The following is a 20,560-nucleotide window of genomic DNA, read 5'->3' on the forward strand; positions in this document are numbered from 1 at the left end:
CCTCATTCGGCAGCCTCAAGGAAAAGGGGCATCTCGGCCGGCCGGCGGCCCGGGCGCTTGCGCTTGCGCGGGGTGTAGTTGGCGCCGACCAGCGCCTTGGCCTCGCTGGGGCAGACGCTATTGCCGCACATGTAGCCCTGCTGCTCGAGGGTGAACCGAATTGTCGATCCATCCTCCAGGATGCCCCGGTCGATGATGTAATCCGGCCGGAAGCCCTGGGCGTTGAAGCGCTCGCGAGGGGTCAGCATCCGCATCCCGATATCGACGATTGCATAGACCGTGCCGTCGACGGTGACCGTCACCAGGCCGTGCCGGGGCTTGGTCGATACCGTATGCAGCGGCTCGTCCACCGGCTGCGACGGCAAGCCGGTGCCGAAGTATTTCGCCAGGAACGCATAGACCGTCGCCGCGTGGTTGCCTTCCGACGAAATGGTCCGCAGGGGTTCGTCGGCCGGCGCGTCGCGGCGGTCCGATCCGCGCATGTTCAGCATGTGGGCCACGACCACACCTTGCGTGCAGCCCTTGCCGATGATGGTCGACACCGGCTCATCGGCCGCGTGGCCGGGCTCCATGTAATTGTGCTGCGCCAGGAAGGCGGCGACGACCGCTGTCTTCCCGGCCCCTCCGGCGGTGACCGTGCCGGCCGGCTCCTCAACATCGGAGCCGACCGACGCTCCAAATTGACGCTGGAGGTGCACGGCCGCGAGGCTGCCTTCGTTTCCGGTCGGGACGATGACTGGTGCCGGCTCATCAACCGGGCGGGTGCGCGGCTCCTGGCCGGCCCGCTCGCCATATCGCGGAACAAGGAACGGCGACACGACGCAGAGATCGGCCTTGGCGGTCTGCGTCAGAATCGGCTCATCGCCAGGTCGCGGTTCGCTCTGCGCCGCGCGACCGCCGCACCCGACCAGGATGGGCGCAACCACGGCTTGACCGCCTGCCCCCGTGATCGTGCGCGTGGGCTCGTCGATCGGCCAGGTGTTGGGGCTCCGGCCGGTGGTCTGTCCATTGGCGACGTTGACCAGCACCGGGGCCACTACCGCCGAATCGTTCGTCGCCAAGACGGTGGGCAGAGGTTCTTCGGCCGTGTGCTCGCCGCTGCCACGCTTCTTCCCGTTGGCGTCAACGGCCCCGTGAGCGGTCCGAACCAGATATGGCGCGACAATACCCATGGGCGCGGCGCCGCCGCCGTGCGTCTCGCTGGAGTGCGCCGTGATCGTGTGAACTGGCTCATCAAGCGGGTGTCCGGTCGATCCCGATTGAAATTTCGTCACGAACGGCGTGACCAGTGCATCATCGCGTTTGCCGGTCATCGCCGGCAGCGGAGCGTCTAGCCCCCGATCGCGAGGCTCGTCTCGGCCGGTGTGGTTGACCTTGACGAGGTATGGCTTGGCCGAATTGACGACGTAACGCATCGTCCCCTTCGCCACGCGCGCCATGGTGTTCTCTGCCAGCGGCCGGTTCGCGCGAATGCCGAGTTTCGCCTTGATCTCCGCAGAGGTGTCGAAGATCGACGGGCACGGAATGCTGAAATCGATGATATCGGCCGCCGTGCGCCAGACCTTCAACTCGCCATTGGCGATCCGGATGGCGTCGGCCGGGTCATTGGGGTTGCCGTGGGTCGGTTCCGGCCAGACGATCGGCTCCCCGTCGAATCGGATGACCATGTAGAGCCGGTTGCGGATCGTGGCGGCGCCGGATTTCCACGCGCGCCGCCGGCGCCATTCGACGACGGCGCCGAGCGCCTGCCATGCGCGAACGAATTCCTTGAAGATGGCGCCCTTGTGAACCGGGCATCGCTTGCCGTTTTCCAGCAGCGGCCCCCAATCCTCGAATTCTTCGACGTTCTCCAGGAAGACGATGCGCGGGCGCTGCCACTTCGGCAGTTTCTTCACCCAGCTGAAGCACGCCCAGGCGAGGCCGCGAATGTTCTTGTCGCGCGGCTGGCCGCCCTTAGCCTTGCTGTGGTCCTTGCAATCCGGCGACATCCAGATGAAGCCGATCGGGCGGCCGCCGCACATGCTGATCGCGTCGACCAGCACCACGTCCTCGACCAGGTGCAACGTGCCGGGATGATTGATCCGGTGCATGGCCAGGGCATAGCGATCGTGGTTGATCGCGATGTCCGGATCTCGGCCGGTCGCCTCCTTAATCCCCTCCGACGTCCCGCCGCCGCCGGCGAAGCTGTCGATCGAGATTTCGTCCTCAGCCTCGAAGGAATCGGTCGCACCGATCTGGTCCCTCATGCCGCCCTCGCCAGGCTGTCGATGTTGCCGCGCTGGACCGAAAAGCTCACGGCCATGACGAAGGGGTTTGCCGTCCACGCGTCGGGGCCGTTGATGTGGTTCCAAAGCGATCGAAAGCTGAGACGCGCGCTCCCGAATCCAACCCCGTCCGGCGTCGAATAGTCCTGCCAGCCCGTCCCGCCGATCGTCGCGATGCGCTTGACGCCCTCGGCGAGCGCATCCTCTTCGCTGATGTCGGCCAGCCGCTGGACCCGCACGTCCGTGGCGGTCAGCGTCAGGCGCGACGCCCAGCGCGGCATGTGGATGGAGGGGCGCCAGGGCGCAGGATCGCCGTTGTCCGAAGGAGACGAGCCGTCGTCTGCGCGGTAGACGATCTTCTTCCACGCACGGCTATTGCCATCATCGAACCAGTCGTAGCCCCACGTCTCTTTGACCCACAGGCGATCACCGACCGCGAACGACAAGTCTCGTTCCCGCCACGACTGGTTGCCGGGGTCGAGCACGTAGCTGTCCGTCCACGTGCCATCGAACAGGCTGCAATGGCACCGCGGCTTGATCACCCGCCGCATCTGGGTCCGCGTGCCGGCAAGCAGGGCGCGGACCTCGTGCTGGTTCTGTCGAATGGCGCGGTCGGTCACTGCATCGCTCCCTGGTCAAGACGGGTGACGGGCTGCTGCCGGTGCTCGCCGCACCAGTCGGTGTCCTGGGTCAGCGGCCAGACGGCGATTTCGGTGCGGTCGTCGAAACCGGGCGGGTTGCGGCGGCACAGCCCGACCGCGCCGGGCTCGATGTCCGGGACCTCAATCGCGGTGTCCCAGAACCGGCAGGTTTCGCAGGTGGCGCGGTCGGGCATCAGAACGGCATCCCGTCGTCGACCTGCTCCGCAGCACGAAGCTTGTCGCGATAGAACTTGGCCGTGTGCATCACGTCCTCGTCGAAATCCCGATTCAGGATCCAGGTCAGGAAGCCGATCTCGTCGATCTCTGCCCATCGCCGCCCGCGCCACGATCCCATATGGCATTTCGCGAGCAGGGCTGGTTCAGAGGACCATTCGACGAGTTGCGCGACGGTGACGCCAGGTTGGGCAAGCATGTCGCAGAGCAAATGGGCCGTGACATAGGCATCGGGCCCGGCTCGATGCGCGAAGTCGGCGAGCTTCCGGTCAACGTCGAGCCCGCGCCAATATCGCAGCGCCTGGTTGCTGTGGGCCGGAGCATCGGGCCATAGACGCAGCGCACATTTATAGGTGCAGATCCACGGGCGACCGCCGACGACATCATCCGAGATCCATTGCCGCTCGAATTTCGCATTGTGGGCTGCGAAGACGTCGCAAGCGGCATCGCTCGTCAGCAAGGACAGCGCCGCCCCCCAGCCCATCGCTTCAACAACGTCGGCGTCGACAATGTGATGGATGGCCGAGGTCTCTGGCGGAATCGGATGGCCTGGGTTGACCAGGGCGCCACCGGTCGCGCCAACCAGCCATTCACAAGGATCTCCGGCCAGATCCGTCTTGGTCGACACGATATCGACCCAGCCGATATCGCAGACGGCTGCGGGGGGAGTGAAACCAGTCGTCTCCAAATCCGTGACGCGGATGATGGTCATTTCAGGAGGCCTCTCTCTTTCGCGAGCCATTCGGGGCAGTCGACGAGCACGCGCTTGCCGTCGGCCGGCGTGACGGTGATGTATTGGGTGGCGAGCCAGACGCTTCGGTCGGCATCGCCATCGCGGCTGACCAGGATCGCGCGCCCGGTCGTCTGATGAAGGTGAAGGTCAAGCCTGGGCATGGGCGCGGTCATCGGAGCACCACCGATCCGTCGAGCTTCAGCTTCCATTTCGAGCGCTTGGAGCCGGGCATGGGCCGGCGCGAGCGCGCACGGGCGCCGATATGGCCGGCACGCTGTCGCTTGGCTTTCGCGATGCGCGGGGCGTCGCCCGTGGCGGTCTTGGCGCCATGGCATGGGGTGCAAAGCACCTCGCAGTTCCCCAGCACGGGCTCGCCGCCGAGCGCGTCGGGTATGACGTGGTCATAGGCGATCCGGCCGGCCGACAGGCGAGCCGTGCAGTTCTCACAATGGCCGCCGGCGCGCTCGAACGCGGCCACCTTCACCTTGGCGGGGAATTCGCGGCGCATCACGAAGCCCTCGCTGCGGGTTCGTGGAACGTCACGCCGTGCTCGGCGCCCCACGAATGGATCTTCTGGCCGCGCGGGATGCCCTTGCGCTTCGTCACGAGTGGGGTTTTCAGGGCCTCCTCTGGTGACCAGCCATATTTCGTTATCCTCTGATGAGCGGTGGCGTATTTGATCCCGAAGCGTTCGGCCCAAACACAAAGGGCGTTGGTCTCTCCGTCGATCGTGAGGAGCACGTTGCTCCTCTTGTTCAGGTTCTGGACGCGGCGGCTAACCCAGGCGCAATTCGCCTTCGAATAACCCGCGTCATTGTCGACGCGCTCCAGCAAGGCCCCCTTCGGGGCGGGGCCCATGTCGCGGAAGAAGCAATCGAAGTCGAGCCATGCCTCGCAGACACGGATGCCGCGGTCTCCATAGTCCCGGAACGCGGGGTTTTTCGGATTTGAGCAGCGCGCTCGCATCGCGCGCCACACGGCTTTCATCCGTTTCATTTCGGTGTCCATCATGCCGCCAATTCCTTCGGGTCGTGAAAGACGACGCCGTGTTGCGCACCCCAGCAGGCGATGAACTCGATAAGGTCCGTCATCTCCTGCTTGGACAGATCTGAAGACGACTGGCCCCACGGAATAAACGTCTTCTCGTCCAGGCCAGGCAGGAATTGAACCTCCCGGCCGCAGGCGTGCATGAACAGGATCTTCCACTGGTCCGGCGTGTACCGGATGCCCATGTGCGTGACCTGCTGCGCGACGTCGGTGAGCATCGCCCACATCCGATCGTTCTGCGGCATGGTCCGCTTCGGGGCCTTGAATTCGACACGGGTTCCGACCGGCGCCTTCGCGATCCAATTCGTAGCCCGCTGCCGTTCCATCTGGCCGTCGAGAACAATGAGGGCGCGGCTCATGCGGCGGCCCTCCGGGGGAGGTCGCCACGGACGATGGCCACGATCTCGGCCAATTCAGCGACGAACTCGGCCGTCGCTTCGGCCATGCGGGAGATGTATTCCTCGTCCCGGTGCTCGCGCTTGATGAACACCGGAATACCGGGCCAATAGACGCAGATGTCGACCCATTCCCGCTCGGTGACCCAGAGGTTACCCTGGCACTGGGCCCGGTGCTCCTCAGGGAACTCGTCATCCATGATCAGGCCGATCAGGAGATGGGGCAGCTTGGTCTTGAACTCGACAAGCCCGCGGCTGCCGACGAGGCCGTCAGGGCTGGCGCCGGCGATAGCGTTGCGGGCAAACCCGACCTGGACGACATCCTCGCCCGACACCATCTCGTAATGGGCGCGGGCGTCGCTCTCCATCACGTTGCCGCGGTCCATATGACCGTTGCGGCCGGTGTCGGCCGGGTAACCGGTCAGGATTTCCCCGGCCAGCTTGTAGAGATAGGTTCGCCGCGCCGAGCGGACGGCCTTGGTGCGCCCCGGCGCCATGATGACGTCGAACTCCGAAGCAGTCGGGATGCCCAGCCGAGCAGCGGCCCATTCCGGCGAGCCCTGAACGACGTCGAGGAAAGTGCAGGTCATTGCGCTGCCTTTTCCCCGGCGCGACGACGCTGTTCGGCGTGGGCGACGGTATCGAGAAGCTTGCGCTTGACCTCGGCAAAGCGGCGAGCCGGCACATCCCGCAGGAACTCGACGCCGATGCGCTGCAGCAGCCGGGCCGGTTCAATTCCGGTCTGGATCATCAGGTCCTGCAACTCGATGACCTGCTCGTCGGTGACGTTGTCGACGACTGTCGTCGAATTGGCGTCGTCGTCATTCGAGATGGCCAGGCCAAGGGCGAGCTTCAGCGTGTAGCGCTGGAGATAGGTGGCGGCCGACGCTATGGCCTGGAGGCCGTTCTTGTTGCCGGTGTGGTCTTCCGCCGCCTCAAGCGACGTCTCCTCCGAGCAGCCGTCCCGGTGGGAGAGAATGCAGGTGACCTTCAGCTTGTTGCCGTCCTGCGTCGCCCGATGGCGATAGGACAGGCCGTGCCTGAACAGCACCGGATCGACGGTGCTGGCGATTTCGGCGAAGTCCTCGTGCCGGTAATTCGTGCGTCCCTTCTGCGAGGTAAAATCCACGACACGGTTTTTCGTGATCGTCGGGATCTCACCCTTGGCCGCGCTGACGGCAGCATCGAATGCCTTGCGGGCCAGGCCGGCCTCCCAGCGTTCATAGAGGTCCATCAGACCCTTCACGACGTCGAGGCCGGCGCCCTGCGCCACGGCGCGGTTGAGCATGTCCATCGGCGTCGTGACCGCAGGCATCGACGGCGCCGGGTCACGCACGGCCAGCGTCTGCTTTTCGGCCATGTCCTGTGAACGCATGGTGGCGACGGTGTCGACGACGCGATGAACGCTGTCGGCCAAGGGTTTGAATGTGGTGTCGGGCTCGTTCATGGCAGCATGCTCCTCATCCAGTCGGTGCTCTCGTCGAACCCGTTGATCTGCGCGTCGATGAACTGCTCGGCGATGGAAGGTTCGCGCGCCGAGACGCGGCCTCGCTCCACGAGTTTCTTGACCCGAGTTTTGATCTCGTCGGGGACAATCGCCTTCAGGCTGACGCCTTGATGGACCTTCTGCGCGTGGCTGAACCGGCCCAGGGCATTGAAGAATTTGCGGTTGCAGAACGGGCACGGGATGTCGCGGGTGGTCATGGCGAGCCCTCAGAACGGAATTTCGTCGTCATCGGTGTCGCTGGGGCCGGCGCGCAGCGTGACGGTGTCGAACTCGCGCTTGCAGACGGCGCCGACGGCTTCCAGGACGACGAACGTCGTGCCGGGGAACTTCCGCGCGAGGCGTCGGGCCTCGGTCTCGGCTGCGCCACGGGAGGGGTGTTGGTGCGTCGGTGCCCCCATGCCGAGGCCGGCGACCATCCAGAAGGTCTTGGTCGGCAGTGGGTTCACGAGGGCACCGCCTCGGCGCGCTTCGCCAGCACGGCGCGCCCGAAGTGCGTCAGCATGTAGAGGCTGGTCATTTGCGCGATCGGCACGTCGGTGCCGAACAGGTGCATCGTCTTGCCCGTGTTGCGGAGCGGTCCGAACTCGCCGGAGGCCGGCTGCATGACGCCGAGGTCCATCAGCTCGTCGATCATCGGCTTGGCGTTGGAATCGCCCAGCCAGCGGTCGCGCGGCAGCCGGTTGGCTTCGATCCATTCGAACTGCTCGTCGGTGATCGTGCTCATGCCATCCTCCGGATTTCCTCGACCAGCCCGGCGCGCACGGCGAGGAGATCGCTCTGGACGCAGGAATTGGCGGCGGTTGCGATTTCGGTGTCGACGCGGTGCAGGGCCGCGCGCAGTTCGGCGAGGCGTTCGGCCGGGGTCATGTCCGACGCTCCAGCATGGCGAGCAGCGCGCGGCCGGCGGCGGTGGCGACGGCGCGCACGGTCGCAGCATTGTCGATCGTCCAGTGGACCTCATCGACTAGCGCCCGTTTCTTCAGGCGCCGGAACACGCCGGGGGCATCGTTCCAGTCGGCGCCGTTGACGAGCGCGGCATCGGCAAGCCAGCGCAGGGATTTGCGCGACACCGGGAGATTGTCCTCGGCGAAAAGCACGCGCTCGACCGGTGGGTGCGCCGCGCGCCGAGGCTGGCGTAGCAGCGGTGCCGCCGCCTCCAGCACCATGCGAGCCTGTTGCAGGGCGAGGGCCCGCGCCTCCTCGACGGTCATCGGCGCCTTGCGCTGGCGGGACGGCCGCGCATCGGGGGCGAACACCGCTGCGAATGCACCGCGGGCACCGGCTTCAACGGCTTCGTCGGTGATCGTCATGGCGCGCTCAATCATCGCTGCGCTCCTTGTCTTCGCGCGCGGCCGGGTGCGGCGCGGCGGTTCGGCCCATGGTTCGGGGTGTTGGCGGAAGGCTGTCCGGCCCCCATGCCCGCGTGATAAGCCGGGCCTGAAGCTTGACCCGGTCGGCGAGGCTGGAGGTCATGGCGAGGTCGCCTTGCGAAGGGCGGCCTGAATGGTCGCGAGATCGACCCGCACCGGGTGGTCGGCGGGCAATTTCGCCCCGTCTTGCCGCCGGCTTTCGCAGCGCGCGAAGGTGGTTTCGACGTACGTCACCGCGATCTGGAGCGCTTTCACCAGATCGGCGTGAATGTTGATGTCGGGGCGCGAGCGCGCGGCCAGCATCGCGTCAGCGTGCATGTAGGCATTCACCGCCGCCGCCTCTGGATTGGATGACCACGTCCCGCTGGCATCGTGGGCTGAACAGAACCCCGCCAGCGCCTGCCCGGCGAACCAGTCGCGCAGGCTCATGCCGCCGGTCTGGTGATAGTTGCCCCACGGGTCCCGCGTCATCTGCGGAGCCGCCGGGCCGCCGTCGTTGATCTGGTCGGCCATCACAGTTCTCCCGACCGCTCGTAGCGATCCTCATAGGAGCCCTCGTCTTCCTCGGGCTCGGCGTAATCGCTGTAGGGGCACCACTGCGGGCCGGGGCACGTGCCGGGCAGGTCGCTGCCGCACTGGCACGGGTGGAGGGGCTGGAACGCCGGGTGCTGGGCGGTGGCATCGCGGCGCACGTCGTCGTCGATGTCGCGGGTGAAATGGGCCATCGGTCAGGCCTCCGACCGGGCGAGAGCAGCCGGGCGTGCCGGAACAAGCTGGTACTCGTGAAAGCCGGTCAGCTTGACTGAACGGGTTGCGTAGTGGGCCACATCGCGGAGATCGGCCATGCCAGCGTCGACGGCTGCCGCATGGACCGCCGTTTCGATCCGGGCAATGTGGAAGGCCTGCCAATTTAGATCGTTATTGGCCTTCTGGTGCTGCTTCGGCGTGCCGTCTTGCGGGTATCGCTCCTGAATTCGCGCATATTTGCGGTGCTCATCGCGGAGCTGCTTGGCCAAATCAAAAAGGCGCTCGGCTTGCTCAAGGTTAGACAGCATGGCGATCACTCGGCGGCGATGGCGAGCGGGCGCGGGCTTTTGCCCCGGCCAGCATCGCGCGCGTCAGAGGCATGATCCTTGATCGCCGACAGGGTCTCGTCGGTCAGCCATTCGAAGGCGACCTCACGGACGAACCGCGACGCGATCTGATGGCCGGAGCCGTGGTGGTTGATGGTGTTGGCCGTCGCCTCGACCCATTCCGCCATCAGGCGGGAGACCTCGCGGACATGGTCGCCGTAGTTCTCCCACTCGGCGCTGTCAGGGCGCTGCGAGAAGGTCGGCGCCCGCGTCGTCGCCAGCGCGTCGCGCAGGTTCTGCAGGGTGGTCGTGGGCTGAAGGCTTCCGGTCCGAGACATCGTGTCCCTCATCGAGTTGATGAGGAACTGTAGCGCTAATCGCTACGATGTCAATCGTTATGTAGCGATCATCGCTACGTCAATTCAGCGACTGCCGCACGTCGTCTGATGTGCGGCCAGCAGCAGCGACTTGGCCCGCGACCTCATGAGGATAGGCGCCAGCCGCTTGGCGTCGTAGCTCGCATCAGTAAGCATGAACGCGGCCGTGGCGGTTTGCAGCTCTGATGCGCAACTCGCGATGCCCGATTCGGCCCAGGCGTCGGCCGACTGCGTGCAGATCACCGGCGCAACCGCCCGCGTAATACACGCGTCGTAGTGGGCCCGCCCGGTCTGGATCAACTGCACCTGACTATTGTGGCGCTCATCAGACGATCGCTGCCCCACGCACCCAAAGAGCAGGGACGAGCCAATCACTATCGAGGAACAAGCCCGGAGACGCCCATTCATTTCGGCACCATGTTCTTTACCTTGGCCGCCCACACGACCTCGGCGTCAAGGATCGGGTCTTCGGTGTTCGACAGGAGGTGGTAGAGGCTGGGCGTCCGGCTGCGCTGGATTTTTTTCACCAGCATCCGGCCATCAACGAGTTCGAGAACACAAAGCCGCCCTATGAGATCGGGGGTTACCGGCGATCGGATCTCGTCATAGAATACCAGCCACTGGTCAAATATCGATCCCAGGCTATCGCCGCGAATCTCGACCGATACCGTGTCTTTGGTAGACCCGTCGGGGGCTGGCACGCGCTCTAACTCCCCCCCGGGATCCAAATAGTGGGCAACTGCTCCGGCCGAAACATACCCAACAACCGGGACAGTCCGCACGCCCTCTTGATCTGGCACATCCAAGCCTGAAAGCTTGGACAGTTCAATCATTTCATCAGCGGCAAGCTTTCGAGTTCCTTTATAGACCTTGTTGATAGCGGCCCTGTCGATGGATCGGCCAAGCGCCTCCGTCAGCCGGCGGGAGATTTCCGCCTGCGACAGTTCGCTCTGGTCGATTGCTTGCTTTGCCCACTCCTCGAACATGTAGCGATCATCGCAACATATTGAGATTGCGTCTGTTTCTCGTTTCGCTACAGTGGACTTGAAATCGTAGCGAATATCGCTACACTCGGGAGGATGAAACAGCCGACCGAAATCGTCAGAGCCCTCGGCGGACCCTCCAAGGTCGCGACCATGACAGGCGTTCATCGGACCCGCGTTCATTCGTGGATGCGGGATGCGATCCCGGCGAAACATTGGCCGGTGCTGATCGACGAAGCCAGGCGCCGTGGGTTGGATTTCAGCGCCAACGATTTCCTCCCGGCACTTGATCGGGTCGCGTCATGAGCCTGATGTCAGGAAGACCCGTCAGCCAGCCGGCACTGTTCGGATCACCCGTCAAGGCTTGGCTCGATAGAGAAAAGCTGAACAGCGACGCCGCCCAGGATGGGGGCCTCGCCACCGGGCAAGGCCATCCGAGCGGCGTCGTCGATCCTGGTGGCGATCTCACGAACGGTATCAGCCCGACGGGCATCATCGGGAACAAGCTCGTCGATGATGACCAGGACAATGATCGCGAGCGTCTTGGCGAGCGTGTCAGCCGTGACGAGTTCGGCGCCGGGGTTGTCGGCCATGCTGGCGTGGTCCTTCTGTTGCCTGCCGAATTCGTTGGCGATGTCACCCTCTCCGTCAAGCGAGGCGCAGCATGATCGCGCGCCGCCTCCTGATCTTGCGCGAGAGCGCCGCCGACTGGGTCGACGCGCATTTCCCCGTCGCGTTTTCGGTCGTGCTGGCGTTTGAGCTGGCCGCGGCGTTTGTGGTGCTGCGATGACAGGCGCGCTCCTCGCTCTCTGCGCCGTGAGCGCCGGTTGCAGCATCTACGCGGCATGGCGGGTTCACCGCACGGCCCGCAACGTCAACGAATGGCTGGAACAGATCATCCTCCACGCGGAGTGGAAGACTTGAGCCATTCCTTGAACTCTTCTCTGCTCAGGGCGTCGGACGCGATGGCCTCGATATGGCCGCGCGTGGCGCTGAAGTGGTATTCGCAAGTCGCGATGGAGCGTCGACTTGCGCTGATCACGTCGAATGCTTCCTTCAAATTGCGGATGGTCGGAGCCTTCAACTCCGAATGCGGCGATGTTCGCTCGCCGTCCACGCCTTCAATCCGATTTGCCAGTCTAACCACATCCCTTCGCAGCCTCTCTACTTCCATCAGAAGTTTGGCTGCGGTTTCGGCAATTCGCCGAAGAAATTCTCCTTGGTCATCCATTCCAGCCCCCATCGGTCGTTCTGCAACGCTGATGTTGGCTGGGGCCGGGCCGCTGAACAAGCGGCCCGGCAGCCAAGATTCGTCTCTGCCAAATCATCGCGTGGCCCCTGTCCGCCAAGACGTGCCCCGCGATGCTTTCCACCCGCGCCCCTTCGTCCGGGCTCCAGGTGCTGATTTCGATATCAGCACGGGAGCCGTCGGGAATGCGCGACAGATCGTCGTTCCGAGTTTGTTCGCCAGGTGACGCCATGAGCGCCGCTATCGCCACCGAGATGCAGACGCTCGCCAGGAAGGCCGCTGAGCCCATCCCGGCAGGCGAGACCGTCAAGGGTCAACTGCGCCGCGCCGTGTCGCGGCTTCGGCTCCCGGGCTGGCGCGTCCGCGCTGCTTGGTACGGCGAGGCCGGCTGCTGGTCGGGCCAGGCCATCGAAGAATTCCGGGCGCGCGCTGCGCGTCTCGCACCGACTACCGACTGGGAGAGCGCCCGTGCCGAACTCGACAACCTCCGGGCCACCATGGCGCGACTTACTGCGCACCTGGAGCGCGCCGGTCAGGAAGCCCATCGCGGTCGGGCTGCTCTGGCTCGGCCGGACGAACGCCCAATGGCTGGAGCGGGCAGCGCTCTGGATCGCCCCGGAAATGATCGGCCAGCCGGACGCCGCGGATAGCCCGCCGACGCCCGCCTCGCCGCGCGACTGACCTGCAGCAGCGGAGAGGAGAGGCCTATGGCCAACGCATCTGGAAAGACCGAGCGGGTCGTGAGCAAGAAACAGCTCGCGGCTCTCGTCAAGGAATCGAAGACCGTCAAGGAGCGGACATCGTCGATCGCCGGCACGTTCGGCGAGCGGGTCGCGGCGGCAGTCGAAAACGGTCACCTCGACAAGAAGGCATTCGCCGTCGTGGCCAGTCTCGCGAAGATGAAGGACGAGGTCGCGCGCGACCGCGCCGTCCGCAACATCCCACTCTACATCGACATGCTGCGCGAGGAGGGGTTGCTCCCGACCGAGCACGTCGGTGACCTCGACGAAATGGCCAAGAAGGCGGCCGCTGACGGCGGTGATGATGGCGACGCCGACGATGAGGCCGACGCCGACGCCCCGGAGATCACCGGCACCGCCGATGACGCGATCCGGAAGATGGATGCGGTCGCGAAGAAGGGCGTCAGCGGCGAGGAATTCGCCAAGGCCGCTCTCCCCGCCATGGGCGAAGCCCCCGGATCCTACTCGCTGAAGAACTGACATGCTGATCCTGGGTCTCGATTTGGCAACGACGACTGGGTTCTGCCTCGGGCGTGCCGGCGATAAGCCGTCGCGCACCGGGGCGGCTCGCCTGAAGAAGCCGGCCGACGATGTCGGCATGGCCGGGCGCAACCTCGGCTGCCTGATCCGCGACCTGGTCGTCTTCGGCCGGCCCGATCTGATCGTCATTGAAGCCCCGATGCATGCCGCTGCCAAATCCGACAAGGGCAACGGCGGCTTTTCCATCGAGCTGGCCTGGCTGCTGGTCGGCGCCGTCTACGGCTTCTGCGGTCCCCAAGGCATCCCGGTCCGCGAAGCCCATGTCCAGACGGTCCGGAAGCACTTCACCGGAAAGGCTCGGCACGGCGGGCGCGACGATGCGAAGCGCGCCGTCGTCGCCCGCTGCCACCTGCTCGGCCTGATGCCGAAGCACCGCCGGGACGACAACGAGGCCGACGCCATCGCGGTCTGGGACTGGTCCTGCGCCACGTTCGCGCGCCGGTCCGCAGCGCCGGCCGAACTCGTCATGTTCGGAGCCCGGCCATGATGGGCCTGACGCGCCGGCAGACCGATCTGCTGAATTTCATCAAGGCCGAGTTCGTCCGCCGGCAGGGTGTCTATCCGACCCTCGTCGAGATGGCCGCGCATCTAGGCCTGCAATCGAAATCGTCAGCTCATCGGTTGCTCGTCTGCCTTGAAGAGCGTGGCGCGCTCCACCGCCTGCCGAACCGTGCGCGGGCCTTGGACATCGCCAATCCCCGGACCGGCTTCACCACGGTGTCCATCCCCGATTACGCGCATGTCGCCGCGCGGGCCGGCGCCAAGCGCGACGGCATGACCGTCTCCGAATTCATCTCGCGCGCCGTGATGGCCGCCGCCGCAGGGAGCAAATGATGGGCCGCCAGGAACATCACCATTTCAATTGGCATGACGACGCGGTGCGGCTGCTGCGGGAGCGCGTCGCTGCGGGCGATTCAGCGCTGATGATTGCGTCCGCCCTGCACCATCAGAACGGCGTGTCGCCGACGCGCAATGCTGTGCTTGGCAAGGTCCACCGGCTGGGCCTGTCCCTGACCGGTACCGCCGAGGCGGGCAAGATCGCGGTTTTCGCAGCCGAGCCGCCGACGCCGGCGGTCACGATCGCCGAAGCCAAGCGGATGGAGGCCGACGGCGCATCACGCCGCCAGATCATGAAGGATCTCGGCATAGGCTTCAAAGCCTTGGTCCAGCACCTGGGCTACAAGGAAGCGGTCAAGCGGCCCACGGTCCGTGTCGTGCCGACCAGAGCCATTGCTCTCGCCTCAGCACCGACCGGCCGCGTTGCTGCGACGCCGCTGCCGGTCGCCGAGCCCCCGCCGACCGGGTCCGTCGACCTGCGCGACCTCAAGCTGAACCAATGCCGCTGGCCGTATGGCGCCCGGGCGCCGTTCAAGTTCTGCGGCTGTTCGACCCCGGAGGGCAAGCCGTATTGCGCCGGTCACGCCGCCAAGGCCTATCAGGCGTGCGCCGCCCGGCCGCTGCGAGCGCCGGGTGATCGTCACCGCGTCGTCGTGTCGCCCTCGGCTGCGCGGTTTCCGGCGGATTGGGGCCTGACGCGTTCCGAGGCCACCGTGTTAGCGCTGCTCGTCGACGACGGCGGCACGGTCAGTCGCGAGGACATCTGGTCCAAGCTCTACGCCGATCGGTCGGCCGGCCCGGACATGGTCGTCGTTGACAAGTTCGTGGCCCATCTCCGCGCGAAGCTGCGGCCCTACGGCGTCGGCATCTTCAATGACCGCGGCCAGGGTTTCTCGGTCGATGCCGGCTCGCGCGAGCGATTCGAAGCCCAGGCGAGGGCTGCGTGATCCAGGAAGCCCGCATCATCATCGGTCGATATTCGACGGCCGGCCCGGCGAACCACTCCCGCACCATCCCGGGCGCCGTCGTCGTCTGCGCCAACACCGGCACCTTTGCCCGCAATGGCGCCGTCGTCCGCGTCAGGCCCGGAGCACCGCGGTTTGCGCTGATCGCCCTGCTCGGTCGCCAAGGCCATTTCATCTCCGACGCCGAGCTGGTCGACCTGATCTTCAGCGACGACCCCGCCGGCGGTCCGGGGTCCCGCGCCGCTGCCCTGATGATGTCCGAGGTCAAATTGGCCGCCATCGCCCTGGGCTTCCGGGTTGAAGCACATCGCGGCCGGGGCTGGCTGCTCGAAGACGCCGTCGCGAGGGCCGCATGAAGCCGCTGAACATTGCCGATGTCCTGCAGGATCTGGACCTGCCCATGCTGGCCGTCGCGATGGAAGGCGCGGCGCTGAACGAGGCGCTCGCCGTCGAAATGCTGGCTCAATGGCAATGGCGCGATCCGGACCGGCTCAAGGCCGAGACGATGGCCTCTTGCCGGCAGCGCGCCCGCGCCATGGCCGAGGCGCATGCCCTGCTGCTGGCGCTGGTTCCGCATCAGCGAGCACTGAAGATCCTCCTGACGGAAAGGCGCGCGGCATGAGCGTGCGCATCCTCATCGGCGATGTCATGGACGAACTGCGCAAGATGCCGGACCAATCGGTGGATTGCGTCGTGACGTCGCCGCCCTATTGGGGCCTGCGCGACTATGGCGTGGCTGGCCAGATCGGCCTCGAGCCGACGCTTGGCGAACACCTGGCCGTCATGGTCGACGTGTTCCGCGAGGTGCGCCGGGTCCTGAAGCAGCACGGCACGCTCTGGCTCAACTATGGCGACTGCTATGCAGCAGCTCCGAACGGAAAGTCGGCGGCAGAACACAAGGCTGACGGTAGCGATGATCGGACCTTTCGCGACAAGCCGTTCTCGACGGTCGGGCCGATCTACGAGGTTGGCCATTCGCAAACGCGCGGCAACCGTGGCGATGTTTTCCGCCGAAAAACGCTGATCCCACCGACCGGACGCATCGTCGCGGGCGGATATTTGAAACCTAAAGACCTCTGCATGCTGCCCAACAGGCTGGCGATTGCACTGCAGGACGACGGCTGGTGGATCCGGTCGGAGATCATCTGGCACAAGCCGAACCCGATGCCGGAATCGGTCTATGACCGGCCGACTTCGGCGCACGAAAAGATCTGGCTCCTCACCAAGGGCGAGGAATATTTCTACAATCATGAGGCCATTCGCGAAGCCTGTGGACCCAATACCCACGCGCGGAAAGCCGGCCCGAACTCCCGCGCGGTTGTTGACCGCGTTCCTCGATCGAGGAAAGTGAAAGTTCCCGGCGGATGGGATGTCGGTGCTGGCGCACATGGGAGCATCCACAAAGGCGGGCGCTCGGAAGCCACCTATTCCGTGGCGCCGGCCGGCGTGGGGCCACGCTCTGCGCCAGACACCGACGCGTTTAGGAAGGCAAAGGGGTCGTTTCACGCTTCCACCACCGGCCTGACTGAGACACGCAACGCTCGAAACGTCTGGACGATCGCACCGCGCGCTTTTCGCGAGGCCCATTTCGCCACGTTCCCGCCGGCGCTAGCGGAGCGCTGCATCAAGGCTGGAACGCCTCCCACGGTTTGCGCTGCCTGCGGCGCCGTCGACGACTGCGGCGGCCTCTGCTCGGCATTCGGCCGCTCGCCCGGGCACGTGCTGGATCCGTTCGGCGGCGCCGGCACTGTCGGCTTCGTCGCCAAGCAGCTCGGCTTGCGGTGTACGCTCATCGAATTGAACCCGGAATATGCCGCCATTTCCCATCGTCGGATCTTCGGCGCGCCGGCAGCCGTTGGCGAGGCCGCGGCATGACCGAACACACCCGCCTCCTCGCTCTCCAGTTTGCCGCCGACGGCGACGGGCATTCGGTCGCCTATCCAGTCGCTGACACCCTGATCGCCGAGGGCCTGCTCGACGCCAACAAGCGCATCACCGACTCCGGCCGGGCCGCGCTCGCGCGACTGAAGGGCGGTGCGAGATGAGTGCGTCCCGGCTGACCTGCCTTGTCCCGTTCTGCAATCACACTCGTGGCCAACGCAAAGGCGAGGACCCGGTCGAGGCCGGCGAGGAATGGATCTGCGGAGCGCATTGGAAGGGCGTCGCGGCCGTTACCCGCCGCGCTTGGCGGATTGCCGCCCGCGCCTACGGCAAGCATTTCGATCAGCACGGCATTTTCTGGAAATTGAAGCCAGGCTCGCCGGAGCGTTGCGCCGCCGTCGATCTGCGCAATGCTCATGACGAGGCATGGGGCCGCTGCAAGGCCGAGGCGATCGAATCGGCGGCGGGGATCTCCGCATGACCACCGCCCGCCGCCAGGTCCCACCACTGCAGATGGAAGGCGCCCCCCATAGCATCGAGGCGGAGCAGGCGCTGCTCGGCGCCATCCTGATCAACAACGAGGCGTTGAACGTCGTCGGCAAGCTGGCGCCGGCGCATTTCTACGAGCCGCTGCATCAGGAAATATTCCGGGCCTGTCTGGTGGCGGCCGGCGATGGGAAGCGGTTTTCGGCGACAACCCTCGCATCGCAGTTTCGGGACTTCACGGTCGGGGAGATGACCGGGGCGCAATATCTCGGTGCCCTGATGGCCGAGGCCACCACGATCATCAACGCGCCCGACTTCGCCGCCGTCATCATGGATACCGCGACCAGGCGCGCGGTCATCGGCTTTTCGCAACAGCTCGAGCAGACCGCCCGCGCCCCCGACACCGGCGGAACCGCCGAGCAATTGCTTGACGCCGCCGAGGCCAATCTCGGCGCCCTGCGGCTCGCCGACGGACGCGCGGACATCGAAGACCACAGCATAGGAGCCGTCATGAAACGACTCGCCGACAATGCCCATGCCGTCGCTGCCGGGTCGGCGCAACCGATCCCTTCGTCCGGCCTCACGGACCTTGACTTTGCCCTGGGCGGCGGTCTCAGGCCCGGCCGGTTGATCATCATGGCAGGTCGCCCTGGCATGGGCAAAACCCAACTTGCCATGGCGATCAATCGGCGGGTGGCGAAATCAGAGGTCGTGACGTTCCTGCTCACCTCGACTGCCCTCCAAACGACTATCAAGTGGGGCTCGGCATTCTTTAGCTTGGAAATTGATGACGCGGAGATGGGCGCGCGGACGCTCGCCGCCGACCTGGCTGCGTCGGTCATGCCGGGCCTGACCCCGCCCTCCTACGGCGAGATCCTCGCCGGCCGGCTCGACGAGAACGGGCGCGACATGGTCGAACGCGGCGCCGCTCGGTTCGCCGATGTTCCATCCGAGCTCATCTGCCGATCAGATCTGACCGCCGCGGCAATTGTAGCCCGGATCAAACTCATCCAAGCCCAAATGGCAGCCAAGGGCATCACGCTGGGGGTCGTCTTCATAGACTACCTGCAGCTGATCACTCCAAGCGATCGCTACACCGGCAACATGGTCAATGAGCTCGGCGAGACCGTGCTGACCCTGAAGAAGGGCGCTCGACGCCTCGGCGTCTGCATCGTGCTGCTGTCCCAGCTGACCCGCGATGTCGAGAAGCGGGACGACAAGCGGCCGACCATGGGCGATCTGCGCGGCAGCGGCAACATCGAGGAGCACGCCGACGCCGTCGGACTCATCTATCGCCACGCCTATTACGACCAGAAGCACCCGAAATACCGATCCGGCGATCCCGAATTTGTGGCGATCGCCGATGCCCGCGCAAACGACATGGACCTGGACTGGGGCAAAAACCGGCTCGGTCCATCCATCATGAACACGTTCCACTGCGTCATCGGGACGGGACTGATCAACGACAAAAGGGGGTTTTGACCGATGAGCGCTCAAGCTGTCGTCGACATGATGCACAAGATGATCGCCGCCGGCGCCACGCCGGAGGCCATGTTGATCGCGGCGGAATCGATCGCCGCCATCGAAAACGACCGCTTGGCGCGAAAGGCGTCGGCAGCCGCAAGGAAACGCCGGCAGAGAGAGCGTGAATTGAACGAAAAGCGTGACTGTCACGCCGAAACAGCGGGACAGTCGCGTGACAATCCGGGACAGTCACGGGACAAACCCCTTCCCCCCGATGCCCCCCAAGGCAAAGTTTCCCCCACACCCCCTTCAAAACCCAACCCCCCCTTAATCCCCCCATCCTCTGCCAGCAGCAGCGCGGGCGCGCGGCGCGATCTCGAAGCCGAACTCAGGACGATGATGGTTACCGAACCCATTGTTGTAGCGACGGATTTCCGGGAAATCGTCAAGCTGCTCGAGGAGCCCGGCATCACCGAGGCAGATGCGGTGGAGGGCGTACGCGCCGCCATGGCCGAGCAATCGTTTCGGCCGAAATACTGGCGGCAGTTGGTCGGCTGGATCCGCGGCGCCGCCAAGCAGCGGCTGGCGAACGGTGAAAAGGGTCGGCCGACCGTCTCGACATCGACCGAGCCCCGCGTCGAACTCGGTGCCGGCATCAGCTGGCCGGTGAGCAGCGTCGAGCGCGCCGTCGCCGCGTGGCGGAGCAATTCCGGGACGTGGCCATACTCGGCCCTCGGCCCGCAGCCTGGCAGCCCCGGTTGCCGCGTTCCGGCCCGGTTCCTGACTGCCGAGGTGGCCTGATGCTGGCCCGCCGCTCGCTCCTGTCGCTGCTCGGGTTGGCGCCGGTCGCCGCGATGACCGATTCAATTCCGCCGCAACCCTCCACCGGCAGCATCGGCGGGGTTGGCGAGGCGCTCTTTGGCCCCACCACCACCGTTCAATGGGTTTCGAAAGAGCAGCAGGCTGCCAACTGGAATCGGTTGCTGACCGGCCGCGACAGTCGCCACGACGCCTACATGCTGGCCAAGGCGCAGTATCAGGAAGGCCGGTCGTGGGCTTTCCCCGATATCGAGAACAAGCGGTCGTGGTCGCCGGCGTTCAAAGCGCTGCAGACCGAGCGACGCGCGGTGCAAATGATCATCGATCGCGAGCGCTTCGGCGGCCCCTACAATAGGTTCCAAGATTGGCTTTCGCGCCAGGTTCGGGGGGCAGCATGACCAAGAAGCGCCGCGGCCGCCCCCGCAAACCCGGCAAGCGCGTGCCGAGCGGACGCCCGTCCAGGGCCGGCCGGCAGGATGAGATCTTCGCCACGGCGCGCAACCAGCCCCACCGCCGCGGCCTGGCCAACTTTCGGGACGAGCGCGCCGTGGATCCTCTCGGCAGGCTCGCCATGGCCGGCCTCATCGACACGGAGGCCTACGAGGCCGGCAAGGAGTGGCGCGCCCTGGTCGCCGCAATGCGCCGCGCCATCGACGCGCCATCACCGGACCCGCGCGCCGCCGGCGCCGACTATGTCGCCGAGCGCGTCGAATCGGAGGAGCAGGAGCGCCGCCAGATCGATCGTCGAACCGAGGAGGAGCGCGACCGCGCCACCCGCCGGCGCTGGGCCGAGGCGAATGGCGTGCTGCGCGACGAGGGCTACCAGGTGGCCGCCGAGGTCGAGAGCGTGGTGGTCGACGGCCGCGAGGCGCGCAACCTGCCGAACCTTGTGCGCGGGTTGGCCGTGCTGGCGTGGCATTTCGGGTTCGCCGAAGGGCGCCGGCAGGCCGGGTAG

Annotated in this window: 40 protein-coding genes; 17 read left to right on the forward strand and 23 right to left on the reverse strand. The window is 65.7% G+C overall.

The genetic code is table 11. The annotated features are described in order from the left end of the window. Positions 1-2: 2 nt before the first annotated feature. From AC07WJ_RS09745 to AC07WJ_RS09850, 22 genes are all read right to left on the reverse strand, one after another. Positions 3-2,246, reverse strand: coding sequence for a DNA cytosine methyltransferase (locus tag AC07WJ_RS09745; protein ID WP_494934361.1), 2,244 nt, complete (start codon positions 2,244-2,246; stop codon positions 3-5). After that, positions 2,243-2,884, reverse strand: a complete 642-nt coding sequence (locus AC07WJ_RS09750; RefSeq protein ID WP_494934362.1) for a hypothetical protein — start codon at positions 2,882-2,884, stop codon at positions 2,243-2,245. The genes AC07WJ_RS09745 and AC07WJ_RS09750 overlap by 4 nt, the downstream gene beginning before the upstream one ends. Continuing rightward, positions 2,881-3,099: a hypothetical protein gene (locus tag AC07WJ_RS09755; protein ID WP_494934363.1), complete on the reverse strand. Its 219-nt coding sequence runs from the start codon at positions 3,097-3,099 to the stop codon at positions 2,881-2,883. The genes AC07WJ_RS09750 and AC07WJ_RS09755 overlap by 4 nt, the downstream gene beginning before the upstream one ends. Next, on the reverse strand, positions 3,099-3,851 hold the full coding sequence (locus tag AC07WJ_RS09760) for an exonuclease domain-containing protein (RefSeq protein ID WP_494934364.1): 753 nt from the start codon (positions 3,849-3,851) through the stop codon (positions 3,099-3,101). Before AC07WJ_RS09760 ends, AC07WJ_RS09755 begins: the two co-directional genes overlap by 1 nt. Further along, the gene (locus tag AC07WJ_RS09765; protein WP_494934365.1) at positions 3,848-4,045 is read right to left on the reverse strand and encodes a hypothetical protein; all 198 of its coding nucleotides are present in this window, start codon (positions 4,043-4,045) and stop codon (positions 3,848-3,850) included. The genes AC07WJ_RS09760 and AC07WJ_RS09765 overlap by 4 nt, the downstream gene beginning before the upstream one ends. Then, entirely contained in the window at positions 4,042-4,380 is a 339-nt protein-coding gene (locus AC07WJ_RS09770; protein WP_494934764.1) for an HNH endonuclease, read from the reverse strand. Before AC07WJ_RS09770 ends, AC07WJ_RS09765 begins: the two co-directional genes overlap by 4 nt. Next, positions 4,380-4,883, reverse strand: a complete 504-nt coding sequence (locus AC07WJ_RS09775; RefSeq protein ID WP_494934366.1) for a hypothetical protein — start codon at positions 4,881-4,883, stop codon at positions 4,380-4,382. The genes AC07WJ_RS09770 and AC07WJ_RS09775 overlap by 1 nt, the downstream gene beginning before the upstream one ends. Beyond that, a complete protein-coding gene (locus tag AC07WJ_RS09780) occupies positions 4,880-5,278 on the reverse strand; it encodes a recombination protein NinB (protein ID WP_494934367.1) in 399 nt (132 codons plus the stop codon). The genes AC07WJ_RS09775 and AC07WJ_RS09780 overlap by 4 nt, the downstream gene beginning before the upstream one ends. After that, positions 5,275-5,904, reverse strand: a complete 630-nt coding sequence (locus AC07WJ_RS09785) for a lambda exonuclease family protein (RefSeq protein WP_494934368.1) — start codon at positions 5,902-5,904, stop codon at positions 5,275-5,277. The genes AC07WJ_RS09780 and AC07WJ_RS09785 overlap by 4 nt, the downstream gene beginning before the upstream one ends. After that, entirely contained in the window at positions 5,901-6,761 is an 861-nt protein-coding gene (locus AC07WJ_RS09790) for an ERF family protein (RefSeq protein ID WP_494934369.1), read from the reverse strand. The genes AC07WJ_RS09785 and AC07WJ_RS09790 overlap by 4 nt, the downstream gene beginning before the upstream one ends. Further along, the gene (locus tag AC07WJ_RS09795; RefSeq protein WP_494934370.1) at positions 6,758-7,018 is read right to left on the reverse strand and encodes a hypothetical protein; all 261 of its coding nucleotides are present in this window, start codon (positions 7,016-7,018) and stop codon (positions 6,758-6,760) included. Before AC07WJ_RS09795 ends, AC07WJ_RS09790 begins: the two co-directional genes overlap by 4 nt. Positions 7,019-7,027: 9 nt before the next feature. Beyond that, positions 7,028-7,267 (reverse strand): hypothetical protein, encoded by a 240-nt coding sequence (locus tag AC07WJ_RS09800; RefSeq protein WP_494934371.1) that lies wholly within the window; start codon positions 7,265-7,267, stop codon positions 7,028-7,030. Further along, positions 7,264-7,545: a hypothetical protein gene (locus tag AC07WJ_RS09805; protein WP_494934372.1), complete on the reverse strand. Its 282-nt coding sequence runs from the start codon at positions 7,543-7,545 to the stop codon at positions 7,264-7,266. The genes AC07WJ_RS09800 and AC07WJ_RS09805 overlap by 4 nt, the downstream gene beginning before the upstream one ends. Then, on the reverse strand, positions 7,542-7,688 hold the full coding sequence (locus tag AC07WJ_RS09810) for a hypothetical protein (protein WP_494934373.1): 147 nt from the start codon (positions 7,686-7,688) through the stop codon (positions 7,542-7,544). The genes AC07WJ_RS09805 and AC07WJ_RS09810 overlap by 4 nt, the downstream gene beginning before the upstream one ends. Beyond that, positions 7,685-8,131: a hypothetical protein gene (locus AC07WJ_RS09815; protein ID WP_494934374.1), complete on the reverse strand. Its 447-nt coding sequence runs from the start codon at positions 8,129-8,131 to the stop codon at positions 7,685-7,687. Before AC07WJ_RS09815 ends, AC07WJ_RS09810 begins: the two co-directional genes overlap by 4 nt. A 7-nt stretch (positions 8,132-8,138) precedes the next feature. Beyond that, positions 8,139-8,294: a hypothetical protein gene (locus AC07WJ_RS09820; RefSeq protein ID WP_494934375.1), complete on the reverse strand. Its 156-nt coding sequence runs from the start codon at positions 8,292-8,294 to the stop codon at positions 8,139-8,141. Further along, entirely contained in the window at positions 8,291-8,704 is a 414-nt protein-coding gene (locus AC07WJ_RS09825) for a hypothetical protein (RefSeq protein ID WP_494934376.1), read from the reverse strand. The genes AC07WJ_RS09820 and AC07WJ_RS09825 overlap by 4 nt, the downstream gene beginning before the upstream one ends. Next, a complete protein-coding gene (locus tag AC07WJ_RS09830) occupies positions 8,704-8,916 on the reverse strand; it encodes a hypothetical protein (protein ID WP_494934377.1) in 213 nt (70 codons plus the stop codon). Before AC07WJ_RS09830 ends, AC07WJ_RS09825 begins: the two co-directional genes overlap by 1 nt. A gap of 3 nt (positions 8,917-8,919) precedes the next feature. Then, the gene (locus AC07WJ_RS09835) at positions 8,920-9,246 is read right to left on the reverse strand and encodes a hypothetical protein (RefSeq protein ID WP_494934378.1); all 327 of its coding nucleotides are present in this window, start codon (positions 9,244-9,246) and stop codon (positions 8,920-8,922) included. Between the two features lie 5 nt (positions 9,247-9,251). Then, the gene (locus AC07WJ_RS09840; protein WP_494934379.1) at positions 9,252-9,602 is read right to left on the reverse strand and encodes a hypothetical protein; all 351 of its coding nucleotides are present in this window, start codon (positions 9,600-9,602) and stop codon (positions 9,252-9,254) included. A gap of 84 nt (positions 9,603-9,686) precedes the next feature. After that, on the reverse strand, positions 9,687-9,947 hold the full coding sequence (locus AC07WJ_RS09845) for a hypothetical protein (RefSeq protein ID WP_494934380.1): 261 nt from the start codon (positions 9,945-9,947) through the stop codon (positions 9,687-9,689). 98 nt (positions 9,948-10,045) lie between these two features. After that, positions 10,046-10,627, reverse strand: coding sequence for a helix-turn-helix domain-containing protein (locus AC07WJ_RS09850; RefSeq protein ID WP_494934381.1), 582 nt, complete (start codon positions 10,625-10,627; stop codon positions 10,046-10,048). A gap of 93 nt (positions 10,628-10,720) precedes the next feature. Here AC07WJ_RS09850 and AC07WJ_RS09855 point away from each other — a divergent pair, with 93 nt between their 5' ends. The 3 genes from AC07WJ_RS09855 to AC07WJ_RS09865 are packed head-to-tail and all read left to right on the forward strand — an operon-like array spanning position 10,721 to position 11,414. Then, a complete protein-coding gene (locus AC07WJ_RS09855; protein ID WP_494934382.1) occupies positions 10,721-10,930 on the forward strand; it encodes a carph-isopro domain-containing protein in 210 nt (69 codons plus the stop codon). Beyond that, positions 10,927-11,292 (forward strand): hypothetical protein, encoded by a 366-nt coding sequence (locus tag AC07WJ_RS09860; RefSeq protein WP_494934775.1) that lies wholly within the window; start codon positions 10,927-10,929, stop codon positions 11,290-11,292. Before AC07WJ_RS09855 ends, AC07WJ_RS09860 begins: the two co-directional genes overlap by 4 nt. Next, entirely contained in the window at positions 11,289-11,414 is a 126-nt protein-coding gene (locus tag AC07WJ_RS09865) for a hypothetical protein (RefSeq protein ID WP_494934383.1), read from the forward strand. The genes AC07WJ_RS09860 and AC07WJ_RS09865 overlap by 4 nt, the downstream gene beginning before the upstream one ends. Positions 11,415-11,519: 105 nt before the next feature. Here AC07WJ_RS09865 and AC07WJ_RS09870 read toward each other — a convergent pair whose 3' ends face one another. Further along, positions 11,520-11,855, reverse strand: a complete 336-nt coding sequence (locus AC07WJ_RS09870; protein WP_494934384.1) for a hypothetical protein — start codon at positions 11,853-11,855, stop codon at positions 11,520-11,522. A gap of 486 nt (positions 11,856-12,341) precedes the next feature. Between AC07WJ_RS09870 and AC07WJ_RS09875 the strand changes: the two genes are divergently transcribed. The 14 genes from AC07WJ_RS09875 to AC07WJ_RS09940 are packed head-to-tail and all read left to right on the forward strand — an operon-like array spanning position 12,342 to position 20,560. Further along, on the forward strand, positions 12,342-12,554 hold the full coding sequence (locus AC07WJ_RS09875; RefSeq protein WP_494934385.1) for a hypothetical protein: 213 nt from the start codon (positions 12,342-12,344) through the stop codon (positions 12,552-12,554). A gap of 26 nt (positions 12,555-12,580) precedes the next feature. After that, on the forward strand, positions 12,581-13,093 hold the full coding sequence (locus tag AC07WJ_RS09880) for a hypothetical protein (protein ID WP_494934386.1): 513 nt from the start codon (positions 12,581-12,583) through the stop codon (positions 13,091-13,093). A 1-nt stretch (position 13,094) separates the two neighbouring features. Continuing rightward, a complete protein-coding gene (locus tag AC07WJ_RS09885) occupies positions 13,095-13,640 on the forward strand; it encodes a hypothetical protein (RefSeq protein WP_494934387.1) in 546 nt (181 codons plus the stop codon). Continuing rightward, positions 13,637-13,987: a LexA family protein gene (locus tag AC07WJ_RS09890; protein ID WP_494934388.1), complete on the forward strand. Its 351-nt coding sequence runs from the start codon at positions 13,637-13,639 to the stop codon at positions 13,985-13,987. Before AC07WJ_RS09885 ends, AC07WJ_RS09890 begins: the two co-directional genes overlap by 4 nt. Then, positions 13,987-14,937 (forward strand): GcrA family cell cycle regulator, encoded by a 951-nt coding sequence (locus AC07WJ_RS09895; RefSeq protein WP_494934389.1) that lies wholly within the window; start codon positions 13,987-13,989, stop codon positions 14,935-14,937. Before AC07WJ_RS09890 ends, AC07WJ_RS09895 begins: the two co-directional genes overlap by 1 nt. Continuing rightward, the gene (locus AC07WJ_RS09900) at positions 14,934-15,311 is read left to right on the forward strand and encodes a hypothetical protein (RefSeq protein ID WP_494934390.1); all 378 of its coding nucleotides are present in this window, start codon (positions 14,934-14,936) and stop codon (positions 15,309-15,311) included. The genes AC07WJ_RS09895 and AC07WJ_RS09900 overlap by 4 nt, the downstream gene beginning before the upstream one ends. Next, positions 15,308-15,577, forward strand: coding sequence for a hypothetical protein (locus AC07WJ_RS09905; protein WP_494934391.1), 270 nt, complete (start codon positions 15,308-15,310; stop codon positions 15,575-15,577). Before AC07WJ_RS09900 ends, AC07WJ_RS09905 begins: the two co-directional genes overlap by 4 nt. Further along, positions 15,574-16,830 carry a DNA-methyltransferase gene (locus tag AC07WJ_RS09910; protein ID WP_494934392.1) on the forward strand — a complete coding sequence of 419 codons (1,257 nt, stop codon included), beginning with the start codon at positions 15,574-15,576 and terminating at the stop codon, positions 16,828-16,830. The genes AC07WJ_RS09905 and AC07WJ_RS09910 overlap by 4 nt, the downstream gene beginning before the upstream one ends. Further along, positions 16,827-17,000: a hypothetical protein gene (locus AC07WJ_RS09915; RefSeq protein ID WP_494934393.1), complete on the forward strand. Its 174-nt coding sequence runs from the start codon at positions 16,827-16,829 to the stop codon at positions 16,998-17,000. The genes AC07WJ_RS09910 and AC07WJ_RS09915 overlap by 4 nt, the downstream gene beginning before the upstream one ends. Continuing rightward, a complete protein-coding gene (locus AC07WJ_RS09920) occupies positions 16,997-17,317 on the forward strand; it encodes a hypothetical protein (RefSeq protein ID WP_494934394.1) in 321 nt (106 codons plus the stop codon). Before AC07WJ_RS09915 ends, AC07WJ_RS09920 begins: the two co-directional genes overlap by 4 nt. Continuing rightward, the gene (locus tag AC07WJ_RS09925; protein ID WP_494934395.1) at positions 17,314-18,804 is read left to right on the forward strand and encodes a replicative DNA helicase; all 1,491 of its coding nucleotides are present in this window, start codon (positions 17,314-17,316) and stop codon (positions 18,802-18,804) included. The genes AC07WJ_RS09920 and AC07WJ_RS09925 overlap by 4 nt, the downstream gene beginning before the upstream one ends. Positions 18,805-18,807: 3 nt before the next feature. Beyond that, on the forward strand, positions 18,808-19,587 hold the full coding sequence (locus AC07WJ_RS09930) for a hypothetical protein (protein WP_494934396.1): 780 nt from the start codon (positions 18,808-18,810) through the stop codon (positions 19,585-19,587). After that, positions 19,587-20,003 carry a hypothetical protein gene (locus AC07WJ_RS09935; RefSeq protein ID WP_494934397.1) on the forward strand — a complete coding sequence of 139 codons (417 nt, stop codon included), beginning with the start codon at positions 19,587-19,589 and terminating at the stop codon, positions 20,001-20,003. The genes AC07WJ_RS09930 and AC07WJ_RS09935 overlap by 1 nt, the downstream gene beginning before the upstream one ends. Beyond that, positions 20,000-20,560 carry a hypothetical protein gene (locus tag AC07WJ_RS09940; protein WP_494934398.1) on the forward strand — a complete coding sequence of 187 codons (561 nt, stop codon included), beginning with the start codon at positions 20,000-20,002 and terminating at the stop codon, positions 20,558-20,560. The genes AC07WJ_RS09935 and AC07WJ_RS09940 overlap by 4 nt, the downstream gene beginning before the upstream one ends.

The organism is Phreatobacter sp. GW821-FHT04C01 (genome assembly GCF_059420385.1).